The sequence below is a fragment of the Streptomyces sp. NBC_00576 genome (assembly GCF_036345175.1).
In the GTDB taxonomy this organism is placed as follows: domain Bacteria; phylum Actinomycetota; class Actinomycetes; order Streptomycetales; family Streptomycetaceae; genus Streptomyces.
Genome location: NZ_CP107780.1, coordinates 621,384 through 635,061 on the forward strand (window position 1 = coordinate 621,384; position 13,678 = coordinate 635,061).

Below are 13,678 nucleotides of genomic sequence, written 5' to 3' on the forward strand. Positions count from 1 at the left end.
AAGAGGAGAATCACGCCCTCGAGTTGCGGAATATTTGAACAGACCCGGTCGCACCCCTCGTACCTGTGGGAAAGGTGAGAGCCAGGGGTTCAGCGAGGGATGGCCATGGTCAAGGCGCACGTCTCCACACATGAGTTGGTGGCCGGAAGGTACCGACTCCTCGATGTCGTCGATCGCGAAACGAACCGGGTCTCCTGGTACGGCGAGGACACCGCATCCGAGCGCCCGGTCGTCCTCACCCAGATCCAGCTCCCGCCCGATCCCCGGGAACAGACCGCCCGCCGGGCGATCGCGCGGGTGATGCGCGCGTCCGAGATCCTCGGGCTGGTGCTGCCCGGCCGGGTGGCCGCCGTGATCGACGTCGTCGAGGAGTTCGGGACCCTGTGGACGGTCGCCCAGTGGATCGACGGCACCCCGCTCAGTGAACTCCTGGAACGGCAGGGCACGTTCAACTACGTGCGGGCAGCGCGCATCGCCCTCGAAGTGCTCGACGCGCTGGAGGCCGCGCATCGCGAGGGCATTGTGCACGCCGAACTCAGCCCCGGTCAGGTGTTCGTGCGGGACCAGGGCCCGGTCGTGGTGACCGGCTTCGGCCTGGCGGGGGCCACGACCGCGTCCCGGGTCGGCGCGCCCTCGTACGCCTCGCCCGAACAGGCCCACGGCGCGCGCGCCGAGCCGTCGGACGATCTGTGGGCGCTCGGCGCGCTCCTGTACGCGATGGCCGAGGGACGGCCGCCGTTCCGCGACCGGGGGCGGCCCGACGCCACGCTCAAGGCGGTCGACCGGCTGCCGCTGCGCAGCCCGGTGCGCGCCGGCCCGCTCGCCCAGGTCATCCAGGGGATGCTGCGCAAGAACGCCCGGGAACGGCTGACCGCTCCGGTGGCACGGGACGCCCTGCTCCGCGTCATCAGGGACGAACCCGATACCTCGGACGAAGCGGTGCCCTCCGCCCGGCTGCGAGACACCGCCGGCACTGTCGCCGCACCACGCGTCGGCCGGACCTGGAACACACGCGCCTCCCGCAAACTCGTCCTCGCCGGTACGGCCCTGGCCGTCGTCACCGTCGCCGTCCTCGCCACGACGGACAACCTGCCCGGCATCGACGCCTCCGCGTCCGGTGCGGACACCACCCCGTCAGCCGCCGCGCCCGCCCCTCCGGCCCCGTCCGTCCCCTCCACCGGCGGGAACACCGCGGTCCCCGAGGAGACCATCACGCCGAGCGCCTCCCCCTCCGCACCGGCCCCGCCGCCCCCCTCGGCGCCGCCGTCCGCGTCCCCCGAACCCACGCCCACCCCCTCGGCCACGGGCGGCACCGCCGGGGCGCTGCCCGCGGGGTTCCAGGTGTACGACGCCCCGGAGGGGTTCTCCGTCGCCCTCCCCCAGGGGTGGAAGCGGCTGAGCGAGGACATCTCCCCCGGCAACGTCGCCTACCGCATCGTGTTCGGCGCCGCCGGCGACCCACGGACCCTGACCGTCACGTACAGCCAACGGCTCCGTGCGGACCCCGTGGCCGTGTGGCGGGAGGACGTCGAGCCGGTCCTGATCCAGGCGGGCATCGGCTTCCAGCGGATCGGCGCGATCCGGGCGACGACCTATCGCGGCCGGAGCGCGGCCGACATGGAGTGGCTCTCCGACTTCGAGGGCACCCGGATACGTACGCTCGGCCGTGGTTTCCTCACCGGCGAGAACACCGGCTACTCGCTGCGCTGGACGACGCCCGCCGCCGACTGGAACGACACCGCCAACCGGCAGGCGCTGGACACCTTTTTCCGGACCTTCAGAGAGTGATCCGCCTTCAGCCATGGCCGGGTACACGTGTCGACCACCGGGCGTACGGGTTCGGTGACAGGCCGGGATCCGGGTAGGGCCCGGTCCGTCAAATAGGCTGCCTGTCTGCACCTTCGCAGTCCGTCCAGCCACGCCCGGGAGAGTCACCTGTGACCGTAGCGATCGCCCTGTCCGAAGCGTCTCAGACCCCTGAGCCCTCAGAAACGCCGGAGGCGCCCGAGGTGTCCCAACTGTCCGAGGAATTCGACGGGTCCGAGTGGTCCGAGCCGTCCGCCGAGCCCGACGAGCCCGTCGACGAGCCCGTCGAAGTCTCCGTCGGCGCCTCTGTCGAGGTGTCCCCGCTCGTGGCGCGCGACGCGCAGGAGTTCGGGGCCTATGCGCGGACCGGAGGCTGGGCCTTCGGGCTGAAGGTCGCGCGGAGCGTGCGGCCCGGCGGTCAGCCGGCGGGTGAGACGCCGAAGGTCTCCGCCAAGGAGTTCGCCGCTCTCGCCGACTGCTCGCCCGAGCGCGTCATGCGCTACTACAAGGCCTGGGACAAGGCCGCCGACGACGGTGTCGTCCCGCACTTCGAGGCGCTGGCTCCGGGCGCGGAGGTCGAACTCCCGGGCGCCGACCTGTGGCTCACGTACTACAGCTCCCGTTCCAGCGCCGGCTCGGAGCGCGGCACCGCCATCACCGAGGCCGCCGAGGCGGAGGGCATCCGGCCGACCAAGGCGCTGGAGGTCGCGGAGAACCCCACCGCGCTGCGGGCCGCGATCATGGCGGACCCCTCGACCGCCCGCGCCGCCCGGCACGCGCTGCTCGATCGGATCAAGGAGGACCCGGATCTCCAGGCCGAGTTGGCGCGCGACATCGTCCGCACCGACGACCTGAAGAAGGCCGTGGCCAGCGAGTCCCGCTCGGCCGACCGCGTCGGATACGTCCGCCAGATCGCCGAGTCCGGTCAGGTGAAGACACCCGCCGGGCAGACCATCGAAGCGCCCGTCGATCTGCGCCAGGAGGCCGAACGCCATCTGTCCCTCCTCGACGAGCTGGACGAGGACGAGGACACCGGCGAGTGGGCGAGCGAGGCCTACGACACCCTCAAGAACCTTGTCGTCGAGGCCGTCGAGGCGGACCCCGAACTGCGCGTCCAGGAACGGCGGACGAAGTTCTACAGCAGCTTGACCAAAGCGACGAAGGCATTCGAGGAGCTGACCTTCGACGACGTCCAGGAGTTCGCCGAGGACGACATGGTCCAGCAGTTGGAGGAGCTCCAGGAGGCCATCGCCTCGTGCATCACGGCGTTGCGCGGAACACGCACCTCGCCCGCGTAACACCTGAGGACACGGGCGCCCCGGGCTTGAGTACACGTACTCATGCCCGGGGCCGGAACGCTCCGCCACGATGATGCTCCGACCACAAGGAGCGTCCCGATGCCCGCAGTTGACACCGTCTCCCGCATCCTCCCGACGGCCACCGACGCCCCGCGGCGGCACCTTCCCGTGCTGCTCGCCGGGCTCGTGGCCGTCGCACTCGCGGTCTCGATGTGGCAGCCGCACGACCTGATGACCTGGTTCCTGGAGACGGTCTGGATCCTGATCGGACTGCCCGTGATCGTCCTGACCTGGCGGCGCTTCCCGCTCACGAACCTGCTGTGCTGTCTGCTCGCGCTGCACGCCCTCGTCCTGATGGTCGGCGGCCACTACACCTACGCGCAGGTCCCGCTGGGCGACTGGGCACGCGACACGTTCGGCCTCGACCGCAACCCGTACGACCGGCTCGGCCACCTCATGCAGGGCTTCGTCCCCGCCATGCTCGTACGGGAGCTGCTGAGCCGTACGTCACCGCTGCGCGGCAGCCGCTGGCTCGCGCCGCTCACCGTGTGCGCCTGCCTCGCCTTCAGCGCGCTGTTCGAGATGTTCGAGTGGGCGGCGGCCCTGATCGGCGGCGCGGCGGCCGACGACTTCCTGGCCACGCAGGGCGACGTGTGGGACACCCAGTGGGACATGTTCTGCGCGCTGATCGGGGCGACCGTCTCGCTGCTCGTGCTGAGCCGCGTCCACGACCGGCAGCTCGCGGCGGTCCGCGCTCAGTCCGTGTAGCGGTGCCGCGTCCACAGCGGCACCACGAACCAGCAGGCCAGGTACCAGGCGACGATCCCCGCGACCAGCCAGGGCACGTACCCGTCATGGGTGGCCACCCTGAGGATCAGGAGCAGCGCCGCGGTCATCGTGGCGAGCAGCAGCACCAGGCCGGTGAAGGTCAGGCGCGAGGCCCAGCGCACGGCCTGGGGTTTGACCCGGCGGCCGGAGACGATCCGATGCAGGGAGACCGGCCCGATCAGGGCGCCGGTCGCGGCGGCGCCCAGCACGACGGTGATGATGTAGATCGTGTGTTCCGTCTGGTCCAGCTGCGGGTACCTCGGGGTGAAGACCACGGTCAGCAGGAAGCCGAACAGGATCTGTACACCCGTCTGGGCGACCCGCACCTCCTGGATGAGTTCACCCCACATACGGTCGGCCCGCTCGTCCTCTGTCTCCGTGCGCCCGCGTTTGCGCGTGCCGGCCTCGCCGTCCGCGTCCACCATGGCTCCTCCCGGCCCACTCGCCCTCGCGTCCTGTCCGACTACGGGTTCCCCGTCGCGACGAAACCGATCAGGTCCTGACCGGACGGGTTTGAGTGATCGGAGGGACGGCTACCCGGAGGGCACCACGGTGGCCACCGCGAACAGGAGGTCCGGCCATGTCCGGTACACAGCTCACCCTCACGATCAGCGGGGGCAATGCCGCCGACGCGCAGACGGTCGTACGGGCCCTGGAGTCGGCCTTCGGCCCCGCGGACGAGTTCCCGGGGGACGACGACGGGCACTCGACCGTGCATTCCGCCGCGTTCACCGTCGGTACGAAGACCCTCGCACCCGGTCAGCCGAGGAGGGAAGAACTGTCGGCGCCCGTCATGGTCACCGTGCAGGGCACACCCGCGGCCGTGCGCTGCGCGGACGCCACCCTCACCGGGACGTTCACCGCCCACGACCGGGGCAGTGTCTCCGGCGACCAGGAACAGGAACGGCAGCTGCTCCTGGAGCCGTGACACGCGTACGCCGGTTCGCTACCAGCGGCTCTCCACCTGCGCCTTGATCCGACGGTCGTAGAGGTCCCGGATCGCGGTGAGCGTCTCCTGCGACAGCGGCGGCAGGGCGGCGGTCGCCGCGTTGGCGCGGGCCTGCTCTGCCGAGCGGGCGCCCGGGATCACCGTGGTCACACCCGGCTGCTGGAGGATCCAGCGCAGGGCCAGCTGCGCCGGGGTGTACCCGTCCGGGGCGAGCGCGGAGAACTCGGCCGCCGCCTCGACGCCGGTCGCGTAGTCGACGCCCGAGAAGGTCTCGCCCTGGTCGAAGGACTCGCCGTGGCGGTTGTAGGTGCGGTGGTCGCTCTCGGGGAACACCGTGTCCTTGGTGTACTTGCCCGACAGCAGACCCGAGGCGAGCGGGACCCGGGCGATGATGCCGACGCCCGCCTTCTCGGCGGCCGGGAGAACCTCGGCCAGGGGCTTCATACGGAACGCGTTCAGGATGATCTGCACGCTGGTCACGCCCGGGCGGGCGATCGCGGTGAGTGCCTCCGCGCAGGTCTCGACGCTGACGCCGTACCGCGCGATGCGCCCCTCGGCGACCAGGGTGTCCAGGGCGTCGAAGACCTCGTCGGAGGAGTAGACCGGGGTCGGCGGGCAGTGCAGCTGGACCAGGTCGATCCGGTCGACGCCGAGGTTGCGCCGCGAACGGTCGTTCCAGGCACGGAAGTTGTCGAGGACGTAGTTCTCCGGGACCTGGTCGAGCCGACGGCCCATCTTGGTCGCGACCAGCACATCCAGCTCGGGCCTGCCCCGCAGGAAGGTGGCGATGGTCTGTTCGCTGCGCCCGTCGCCGTACACGTCGGCGGTGTCGAAGAAGGTCACTCCCGACTCGACCGCCGCGTCCAGCACCGCGAGGGCGTCCTTCTCCTCCACGTCGCCCCAGTCGGCGCCCAACTGCCACGTTCCGAGGCCGATTGCCGACGCCCGCTGACCCGACCTACCCATTACACGCTCGTCCATGGCATCAGTCTGTCATCCCTCCGCAGGTCAGGCGGACAGGAACCCACCCTGACACCGCCAAACCTCCACGCCTCCACTTCACCCGCACGAGTGAATTGATGAAAGAGGAAACTATCTTCTGACCGGTCGCCCTCTAGCGTGACCGGGTGACTGATCACCTGGTGCGATCCGACGGCTCCGACACCCCCGAGGACAACGACACCGCGTGGACGCGCCGCGGTTTCCTGCTCGGCGCGGCCTCGCTCGCCCTCGTGGCGATCACGGTCGACCCGGCCGTCGCCGCCGCCGAGCTTCCCGATTTTCCGGCGGACGTCACGCCCTACCGCTCCGGCTACCGCAACTGGGTCGGCGAGATCACCGCCGACGGGCTGTGGGCGTGCGCGCCGGCCGCCCCCGGCCAGGTGGTCGACGTCGTCAACTGGGCCTGGCGGCACGGCTGGACGGTCCGCGCCCGGGGCTCCGCGCACGGCTGGTCACCCCTGACGATCACCGACGGTACGGAGTCCGACGCACCCGTCCTGATCGTCGACACCGCTCCCCATCTCACCGGCCTCGCCCTGGCGTCCACCGGCCCGGCCGCCGTGCGTGCCGGCACCGGGGTCACTCTGGAGGCCCTGCTCACCTACCTGGAGCAGCGAGGCCTCGGGGTCACCGCCGCGCCCGCGCCCGGTGACCTCACGCTGGGCGGCGCGCTGGCCGTCGACGCCCACGGCACCGCCGTACCTGCCGTCGGAGAGACCCGGCTGCCCGGACACACGTACGGCTCGCTCAGCAACCTCGTGCTGTCGCTGACGGCGGTCGTGTGGGACGAGGGCTCGGGCACCTATGTCCTGCGCACTTTCGAGCGCGACGAGGAGGACTGCGCGGCGCTCCTGACGCACCTCGGCCGGTCCCTGGTCGTCGAGGTCGTGCTGCGGGTGGGGGCGAACACGAACCTGCGCTGCGTCAGCCGTACGGACATTTCGGCGACCGAACTGTTCGCGGCGCCCGGCAGCGGCGGGCGCACCTTCGCGAGCTTCCTGGACGAGGCGGGGCGGGTCGAGACGATCTGGTTCGCCTTCACCGAGTTCCCCTGGCTGAAGGTGTGGAGCATCGCGCCGACCAGGCCGTTGACCTCACGGCGCGTGTCGGCGCCGTACAACTATCCCTTCTCCGACAACGTCCCGACCGTGGTGGCGGACCTCGTCGGGCGGATCCTGTCCGACGGGGCCTGGTATCTCGCCCCGGTGCTCGGCAACGCGCAGTTGGACGTGGCCGCGCTCGGGCTCGTGACGACGCTGTCGGCGGACATCTGGGGGCCGTCGAAGAACACGCTCCTGTACGTCAGGCCGACGACTCTGCGGGTCACCGCGAACGGGTACGCGGTGCTGACCAGCCGGGCCCAAGTGCAGCGCGTTGTCGCGGAGTTCACCGCGTTCTACCGGGAACGCCTGGCCGCGTACGCCGCGTTGGGCCGCTTCCCGGTCAACGGCACCGTCGAGATCCGCACCACGGGCCTCGACCGCCCGTCGGACTCCGGATCGGCCGACGCCCACGCCCCGCTGCTGTCCGCGCTGCGACCGGTCGACGGGCATCCCGAGTGGGACACCGCGGTCTGGCTGGACGTACTGACGCTGCCCGGGACGCCGTACGCGGAGGCGTTCTTCCGGGAACTCGAACAGTTCCTGCTCGGGACGTACGACGGCGGGCACGCGCTGACCAGGGTCGAGTGGTCCAAGGGGTGGGGGTACACGGACTCGGCCGGCTGGAGCGACGAGGAGGTCATCGGCACCGCGGTGCCGGCCTCCTACGGGGACGCCGTGTGGCAGGAGGCCGTCGGAACCCTGGACCGGCTCGACCCGCACGGCGTGTTCGGGAACGCGTTCCTCGACCGGCTGCTGCGCTGACAGCCGGTGTGCTGAGCCTCCGTCAAGGGGTCAGCAGAGCCTGCACGGTGGGGGCGTAGCGGTCCACGATGTCGTCGATCGCCGCCTCCCGCAGGTGCGTCCCGCGGGCGATGCCGTACATGACGCCCAGGCCGAGCAGGGTGGCGACGGCCAGTTCGGCGCGCAGGCCCGGGTCGGGACCGGGGAGGCGGCCGGCGAGGCGGTCGCTCACCTGGGTGCGGAAGTTGGCGCGCATGATGTCGCCCCGGTCGCCCTGGAAGGGGGCGAACACGATCCGCAGGACGGGGTCAGCGCCGCGCTCGGTCTGGCCGGTGAGGAGATGGCGGACCATGTGGCGGCCGAGGTCGTCCAGGGGTGCGTCGAGGAGTGCGTCGGCGTCCTGGTCGAAGGACATGACGCGGGCGAAGAGGGCGTCCTTGTTGCCGAAGTACTTGAGGATCAACGGCGGGCTGACGCCGGCCCGTTCAGCGACCGCCTTGAGCGTGATGTCGGCCTGCGCGTGGCGGGCGAGGAGGTGCCGGGCAGCGCGCAGGATGGCGGCCTTCGTCTGTTCCGCGTCCCGGCGCGGAGTCGTGGCCGGGGTCGGGACGGGGCCGGTCGGCGGTGGTGGTGGTGTGTGCACGGTGCTCATGCTCCCTCCATCGCCCCGTCCCGGGCCCCCGGCGTGCGGCCACGGGCGCGCCGAGTGGCGCCGGTGACCGGGTCGCCGGGGATGGTCAGGGCCGCCGTGCAGGCCAGCAGGGCGACAACGCCCGCCATCCCGAAGGCCAGCAGGTAGCCGTGCAGGGTGGGCACCGGGGCGCCGTCCACCGGACTGGTGTGGCGTACCAGCACGGCGACCACCGCGGCGCTGCACATGGCCTGGCCGATCGTGCGCATCAGGACGTTGACGCCGTTGGCGGAGGCTGTCTGGCCGGGCGGTACGGCCCCCAGGATCAGCATGGGCAGGGCCGAGTACGCGAACGTGGTGCCCATGCCGACGACCGCGGCACCCACGATGATCATCCACAGGTCACGGCTGTCCGCGATGCGCACCACATAGCCGAGCGCGATGACCGCCGTACCGATGACCAGGGTGACGCGCGGCCCGTACGCCGCCGAGACGCGGGCCGAGACGGGCGAGAACACCAGCATGACGATGCCGCCGGGCAGCAGGACGAGGCCCGTCTCCACGATGGACAGACCGAGCCCGTACCCGGTGGCCTCGGGTGCCTGCACAAGCTGGGCCGTCACCAGGGAGTTGGAGTAGAAGGCGAACCCGGTCAGCAGGGCGGCGACATGGGACAGGCCGACCCGGGGCCGGGACACCAACCGCAGGTCCACCAGAGGCTGTTGGGTGCGCAACTGCTGCCACCACCACAGGCCGAGCACACCGACCGCACCGAGGAAAAGCCCCAGGACGCGCGGACTGCCCCACCCCCACGCGCCGCCCTCGACGATCCCGAGCAGCAGACACACCAGCCCGACGGCCAGCCCCAGCGCGCCCACGACGTCGAAGCGGCCCGGCTCCCGGACGGGCGACTCGCGCACCGCCCACCACACTGCCGTCATGCCTGTCGCACCGAGGCCCGCGGTCGCCCAGAACATGATGTGCCAGTCCGCGTACTGGACGATCAGCGCGGCGAGCGGCAGCCCCAGGGCGGCGCCGATCCCGACGGTGGCGCTCATCAGCGCGACCGCGCTTCCCGTGCGCTCCGGCGGCAGTTCGTCGCGCAGGATGCTGATGGAGAGCGGTATGACGGCGGACGCGGCGCCCTGCAGGGCGCGTGCCGTGATGAGTACGCCGATGTCGGAGGACAGGGCGCACATGACCGAGCCGAGGACCATCAGCCCGAGGGCCGCGATCAGTACCCGCCGCTTGCCGTACATGTCGCCGGCGCGGCCCAGCACCGGGGTGAGAACAGCGCCGGAGAGCAGGGTCGCGGTCACCATCCAGGAGACCGCGCCGGGTGAGGCGCCGGTCAGCCGGGGCAGGTCGGGCAGCAGCGGGATGACCACTGTCTGCATGACCGCCATGAGCATCCCGCCGAACGCCAGCGCAGGAACGGTCGTCCGGTCGCGCAGGGGCCGCGGGGCGGGCATCCGGCGTTGGGTGGGTATCGGGACAGGCTGGTCCATCGGCACTCCAGCGGCCGGCCGCTCTGCGCGACAAAAAAATGGGGTGAATGGCGATTCACCATAGCGGTGAATCGCCATTCACCCAATAACAAGGGCTGTGACCAGGCTATTTTCCGGAGACTTCGGCCTCTTCCCGGGTACGGGGGGAGGCCAGCGCCCGTGCCTGCGCGGTGCGCGCGAGTTTCGGCCCGAGCCACCGCTTGAACCGGCGCAGCGCTTCGAGGCGTCCCGCCGCCCGGTCGATGCCGTAGTAGAGCTGGGGCGGCACATAGGGCAGCAGGGGCGAGTGACGCTGGCCGAGCAGGGCGAACATACGGGCCGGGGGCAGCCGGATGTAGCGCGGCAGGTTCTCGTACCACTGGGCGCTGTAGCGGGCCGCGCTCTGGATGGAGAGCAGTTCGGACTTGCGCCGCTCCTCGTACGCGGTGAGGGCCTCGGGTAGTTCTGGGTGCGTGCGCAGGGCGCCGGCCAGGGCAATGGCGTCCTCCAGGGCGAGGGTGGTGCCTGCGCCGATGGAGTAGTGCGTGGTGTGGGCGGCGTCGCCGAGCAGGACGAGGTTGCCGTGGTGCCAGGTGCGGTTGGTGAGGGTGCGGAAGTTGAGCCACTGGGCGGCGCCGTCCGCGGAGGAGCGGCCGATCAGGGGGTGGCCGTCCAGCAGGTGGTCGAAGAGCTTCTCCAGGAGGGCCAGGCCGTCGGCCTCGTTCGCCCGGTCGAGGCCGAGCCCGCTCCAGGTCTCGGGGGAGCACTCGACGACGCAGGTGCTGTGGTCCTGGCTGTAGCCGTAGCCGTAGCACCAGATCCAGCCGTGCTCCGTCTCCTTGAAGCCGAAGGTGAAGGCGTCGAAGACCTTGGTGGTGCCGAGCCAGATGTACCGGTTGCGTCCGGCCCGCAGGCCCGCGCCGAAGTGTTCGGTGTGCTGTTCGCGCAGCGCGCTGTTGACGCCGTCGGCGGCCACGACGAGATCGGCGTCGGCCAACTCGTCGGCGTCGGTGATCCCGTGCTCGAACTCCAGCCGTACGCCCAGCTGTCGGGCCCGGCCGGCGAGGATGTCGAGGAACTTGTGCCGGCCGATGCCGAAGCCCTCGTCGCTCTGCTGCCGGGTAGCACTGTCGCCCACGTGGGCGACTCCGTGGTTCCAGGACACCGAGGCGTCACCGATGGCCCGCGCGGACTCGGGGTCGTGCTCGTGGAGCTTGTCGAGCAGTCCGCGCCAGTAGGTGACGCCCCAGCCGTAGGTCGAGCCCGCCGGGTCGCGCTCGTACACGGTGATGTCGTGGGACGGATCCTGCAGCTTCATCAGGATCGAGAGATACAGGCCGGCGGGCCCGCCTCCGACACAAGCGACCTTCACACACACCCCTAGCGATTACAGAAGGTGGTCAGTTCGCGTCGGAGAGTAGCAGGATGTGGGGTCGTCGAACGGCCTCACTGTGTGTGGGGGCCGGTGAATTCGGGTGCGCCACCGCGCCACCCAAGGGGCGCGGGGCTGTATCGATCTGCGGCTCCGCCGCGTGGGCGCGACCAGCCCCCCACCCGCCCGCAGCCAACACACCGCCTGCCCAGCGGAGCCGCTACGCGTCGGCCGTACGGCACTCCGGGTGACCCCAGCCCTGGGTGTTCTTGGCGATCGCCTCGCCGGCCGCATAGGCGCGTCCGCAGACGCAGCGGCCGGGGAACTTCGCCTTGAGGGTCCGGTTGGAGTTGCCGCTGCGCGGCCGGGACGCCTTCGCGGCGGACGTCTTCGCGCTGGATGTCCTCGGGGCAGAGGAGCGCGGGGTGTCGGGCGAGGCCGGGGGCTCCGGGGAGCCGAGGTCGCTGCCCGCCGGCTGCTGCACGATGGCGGCCTGGCTGGCGGCGCGGTCGGCGAAGTCGTTGAGCTTGTCGCCGTCGACCTGGTGTGCGGGCACGTACCGGAACTCGACCGAGCGGCCGTCGAGCAGTTCGTCGATACGGACGACGAGTTCCTGGTTGGCGACCGGCTTGCCCGCGGCCGTCTTCCAGCCCTTGCGCTTCCAGCCGGGCAGCCAGGTCGTGACGGCCTTCATCGCGTACTGGGAGTCCATCCGGATCTCCAGCGGTACGTCCGGTGCGACGGCCGTCAACAGGCGTTCCAGCGCGGTGAGTTCGGCGACGTTGTTGGTGGCTTTGCCGAGCGGCCCGGCCTCCCAGCGAGCGGGGCTCTCCGAGCCGTCGGCCACCACCCAGGCCCAGCCCGCCGGTCCTGGATTTCCCTTCGAAGCCCCGTCGCACGCGGCCACCACACGTTCACGCATGCGCTCGATCATGCCATGCGCGAGGCGGGCTCCAGGTCCCTCGTCCGGTGCCTCCGTCAGGTCACGTCCGCCGACTTGGGCATCTCGCCGGCCGTTGTCGTGGTGTCGATGACGGAGAAGTTGGCGCCCTGCGGATCGCTCAGCGCGGCGAACCGGCCGAACGGGCTGTCCATGGGCCCGAAGCGCAGCACGGCGCCGAGTTTGGTGGCCGTGGCGACGGCGTCGTCGCAGTTGCCGACGCTGAAGTACACGTTGATGTACGGCGGCATCTCGGGCGGGAAGTCGTCCGTCATCCGCATCCGGCCGAGGACGGTTTTGTCGCCCAGGTTGTACATACGGAAGTCGATGGCGTCGTCCTGCATCTGCTTCGCCGAGTAGCCGAAGACGGCCGGGAAGAAGGTGTCCGACTTCTCGGCATCGCGCGTGAAGACCTCGGCCCAGCAGTAGGCGCCGGGCTGTTGCGGACCCGCTTCGAAGCCTTCGTGGGTACCGGCCTGCCAGACACCGAAGACGGCACCGCTGGGGTCGCGGGCCAGGCACATGGTGCCGAAGTCGCCCACCTGCATCGGCTCCATGAGCAGTTCGCCGCCGTTGTCGCGGATCTTCGAGGCGGTGGCGGCGGCGTCCGGCGAGGCGAGGTACAGGCACCACGCCGACTGCCCCTCCTGCCCGGGCATGGGCGGGACGACGGCGGCGACCGCCTTGCCGTCGGCGTACGCCTGCGTGTAGTTGCCGTACTCCGACGACGACTCGCCGAAGGTCCAGCCCAGCACCTCGCCGTAGAAGCGCTTGGCGCCCTCGACGTCACTGAACATCGCGTCGGCCCAACAGGGCGTTCCCTCAGGTTGCACGGCCATGGCTCCGGCCTCTCCGGTCTTGTCGATCTGGTCGGGTGGTCCGGATTCTCACGCTAGCCAGCCTTCGTCCGGGACGCGCGCCGAACGGCCCTGGCTGTCACAGACCGCCCAAAGGGGCGCGGGGAACTGCGCGACAAGCCCCCACCGGCGCTCAGCCAACAAACAACCCACAGGGCAGGGCAATAACACACCCCCGCAGTCTGATAATTTCATCGGCGCTCGTCTCTCCTGACCCTCTACTCCCTCCAGGTGCCCAGATGTCCGCTGCACGGGTGCGTCGCCTCGCGACACGGCATGCCCACGGCGGCCTCCCGCACCTGCTGGGCGTCCTGGTTCTCGTCCTCGCGGCGTTCGCGTTCTCCTGCGCCGGCGCCCTGCCCTCGCCGGACACCGGGCTCTCGCAGTCGACGTCGGTGTCGGCTTCGGCGCACGCCGTGCACATCGCCGACCGAGACCCCTGCCAGGAGGGCCCGCACCACGGCTGTCACGCCCCCGGGAACCACGGCGTCCTCAACCACGCGCCCTTCATCGGCGCGGACCGGGCCGCCGCACTGGACCAGCCGAGCAGCGCCCCCGCCCGGCTGCCGCTCGGCCCGTCGCGGATCCCGGGCACCGCCCGCCCTCCCGATCTCCACGAGCTGCAGTTGCTGCGGGTCTAGGCCGTGGCCGGGCCCCATGTTCG

Annotated in this window: 13 protein-coding genes; 6 read left to right on the forward strand and 7 right to left on the reverse strand. The window is 71.0% G+C overall.

Annotation, left to right across the window (positions count from 1 at the left end):
• Nucleotides 1–105 precede the first annotated feature (105 nt).
• The 3 genes from OG734_RS02655 (at nt 106) to OG734_RS02665 (ending at nt 3,872) form a co-directional block, all read left to right on the forward strand.
• Nucleotides 106–1,788, forward strand: coding sequence for a serine/threonine-protein kinase (locus tag OG734_RS02655; RefSeq protein WP_330293537.1), 1,683 nt, complete (start codon nt 106–108; stop codon nt 1,786–1,788).
• 332 nt (nt 1,789–2,120) lie between these two features.
• Complete coding sequence (locus OG734_RS02660) at nt 2,121–3,104, forward strand: hypothetical protein (RefSeq protein WP_330293538.1); 984 nt, start codon at nt 2,121–2,123, stop codon at nt 3,102–3,104.
• 99 nt (nt 3,105–3,203) lie between these two features.
• Nucleotides 3,204–3,872 (forward strand): DUF2238 domain-containing protein, encoded by a 669-nt coding sequence (locus OG734_RS02665; protein ID WP_330285839.1) that lies wholly within the window; start codon nt 3,204–3,206, stop codon nt 3,870–3,872.
• On the opposite strand, the gene OG734_RS02670 is transcribed toward OG734_RS02665, so the two are convergent.
• Nucleotides 3,860–4,357, reverse strand: a complete 498-nt coding sequence (locus OG734_RS02670; RefSeq protein WP_330285840.1) for a DUF6328 family protein — start codon at nt 4,355–4,357, stop codon at nt 3,860–3,862. The two genes, OG734_RS02665 and OG734_RS02670, sit on opposite strands and share 13 nt — an antisense overlap.
• 155 nt (nt 4,358–4,512) lie before the next feature.
• On the opposite strand from OG734_RS02670, the gene OG734_RS02675 reads away from it, so the two are divergent.
• Nucleotides 4,513–4,860, forward strand: a complete 348-nt coding sequence (locus OG734_RS02675; protein WP_330285841.1) for a hypothetical protein — start codon at nt 4,513–4,515, stop codon at nt 4,858–4,860.
• Nucleotides 4,861–4,878: 18 nt separating this feature from the next.
• On the opposite strand, the gene OG734_RS02680 is transcribed toward OG734_RS02675, so the two are convergent.
• Nucleotides 4,879–5,862, reverse strand: a complete 984-nt coding sequence (locus OG734_RS02680) for an aldo/keto reductase (RefSeq protein WP_330285842.1) — start codon at nt 5,860–5,862, stop codon at nt 4,879–4,881.
• Between the two features lie 146 nt (nt 5,863–6,008).
• On the opposite strand from OG734_RS02680, the gene OG734_RS02685 reads away from it, so the two are divergent.
• A complete protein-coding gene (locus OG734_RS02685) occupies nt 6,009–7,748 on the forward strand; it encodes a cholesterol oxidase substrate-binding domain-containing protein (protein ID WP_330285843.1) in 1,740 nt (579 codons plus the stop codon).
• A gap of 22 nt (nt 7,749–7,770) precedes the next feature.
• On the opposite strand, the gene OG734_RS02690 is transcribed toward OG734_RS02685, so the two are convergent.
• From OG734_RS02690 to OG734_RS02710, 5 genes are all read right to left on the reverse strand, one after another.
• A complete protein-coding gene (locus tag OG734_RS02690) occupies nt 7,771–8,379 on the reverse strand; it encodes a TetR/AcrR family transcriptional regulator (protein ID WP_330285844.1) in 609 nt (202 codons plus the stop codon).
• Nucleotides 8,376–9,866 carry an MFS transporter gene (locus OG734_RS02695; RefSeq protein ID WP_330285845.1) on the reverse strand — a complete coding sequence of 497 codons (1,491 nt, stop codon included), beginning with the start codon at nt 9,864–9,866 and terminating at the stop codon, nt 8,376–8,378. The genes OG734_RS02690 and OG734_RS02695 overlap by 4 nt, the downstream gene beginning before the upstream one ends.
• A 106-nt stretch (nt 9,867–9,972) precedes the next feature.
• Nucleotides 9,973–11,217, reverse strand: a complete 1,245-nt coding sequence (locus OG734_RS02700; protein WP_330285846.1) for an FAD-dependent monooxygenase — start codon at nt 11,215–11,217, stop codon at nt 9,973–9,975.
• Nucleotides 11,218–11,437: 220 nt separating this feature from the next.
• On the reverse strand, nt 11,438–12,151 hold the full coding sequence (locus OG734_RS02705) for a ribonuclease H family protein (RefSeq protein ID WP_330285847.1): 714 nt from the start codon (nt 12,149–12,151) through the stop codon (nt 11,438–11,440).
• A gap of 44 nt (nt 12,152–12,195) precedes the next feature.
• Nucleotides 12,196–12,996, reverse strand: a complete 801-nt coding sequence (locus OG734_RS02710; protein ID WP_330285848.1) for a VOC family protein — start codon at nt 12,994–12,996, stop codon at nt 12,196–12,198.
• 257 nt (nt 12,997–13,253) lie between these two features.
• Between OG734_RS02710 and OG734_RS02715 the strand changes: the two genes are divergently transcribed.
• Entirely contained in the window at nt 13,254–13,655 is a 402-nt protein-coding gene (locus OG734_RS02715; protein WP_330285849.1) for a DUF6153 family protein, read from the forward strand.
• Nucleotides 13,656–13,678: the final 23 nt, after the last annotated feature.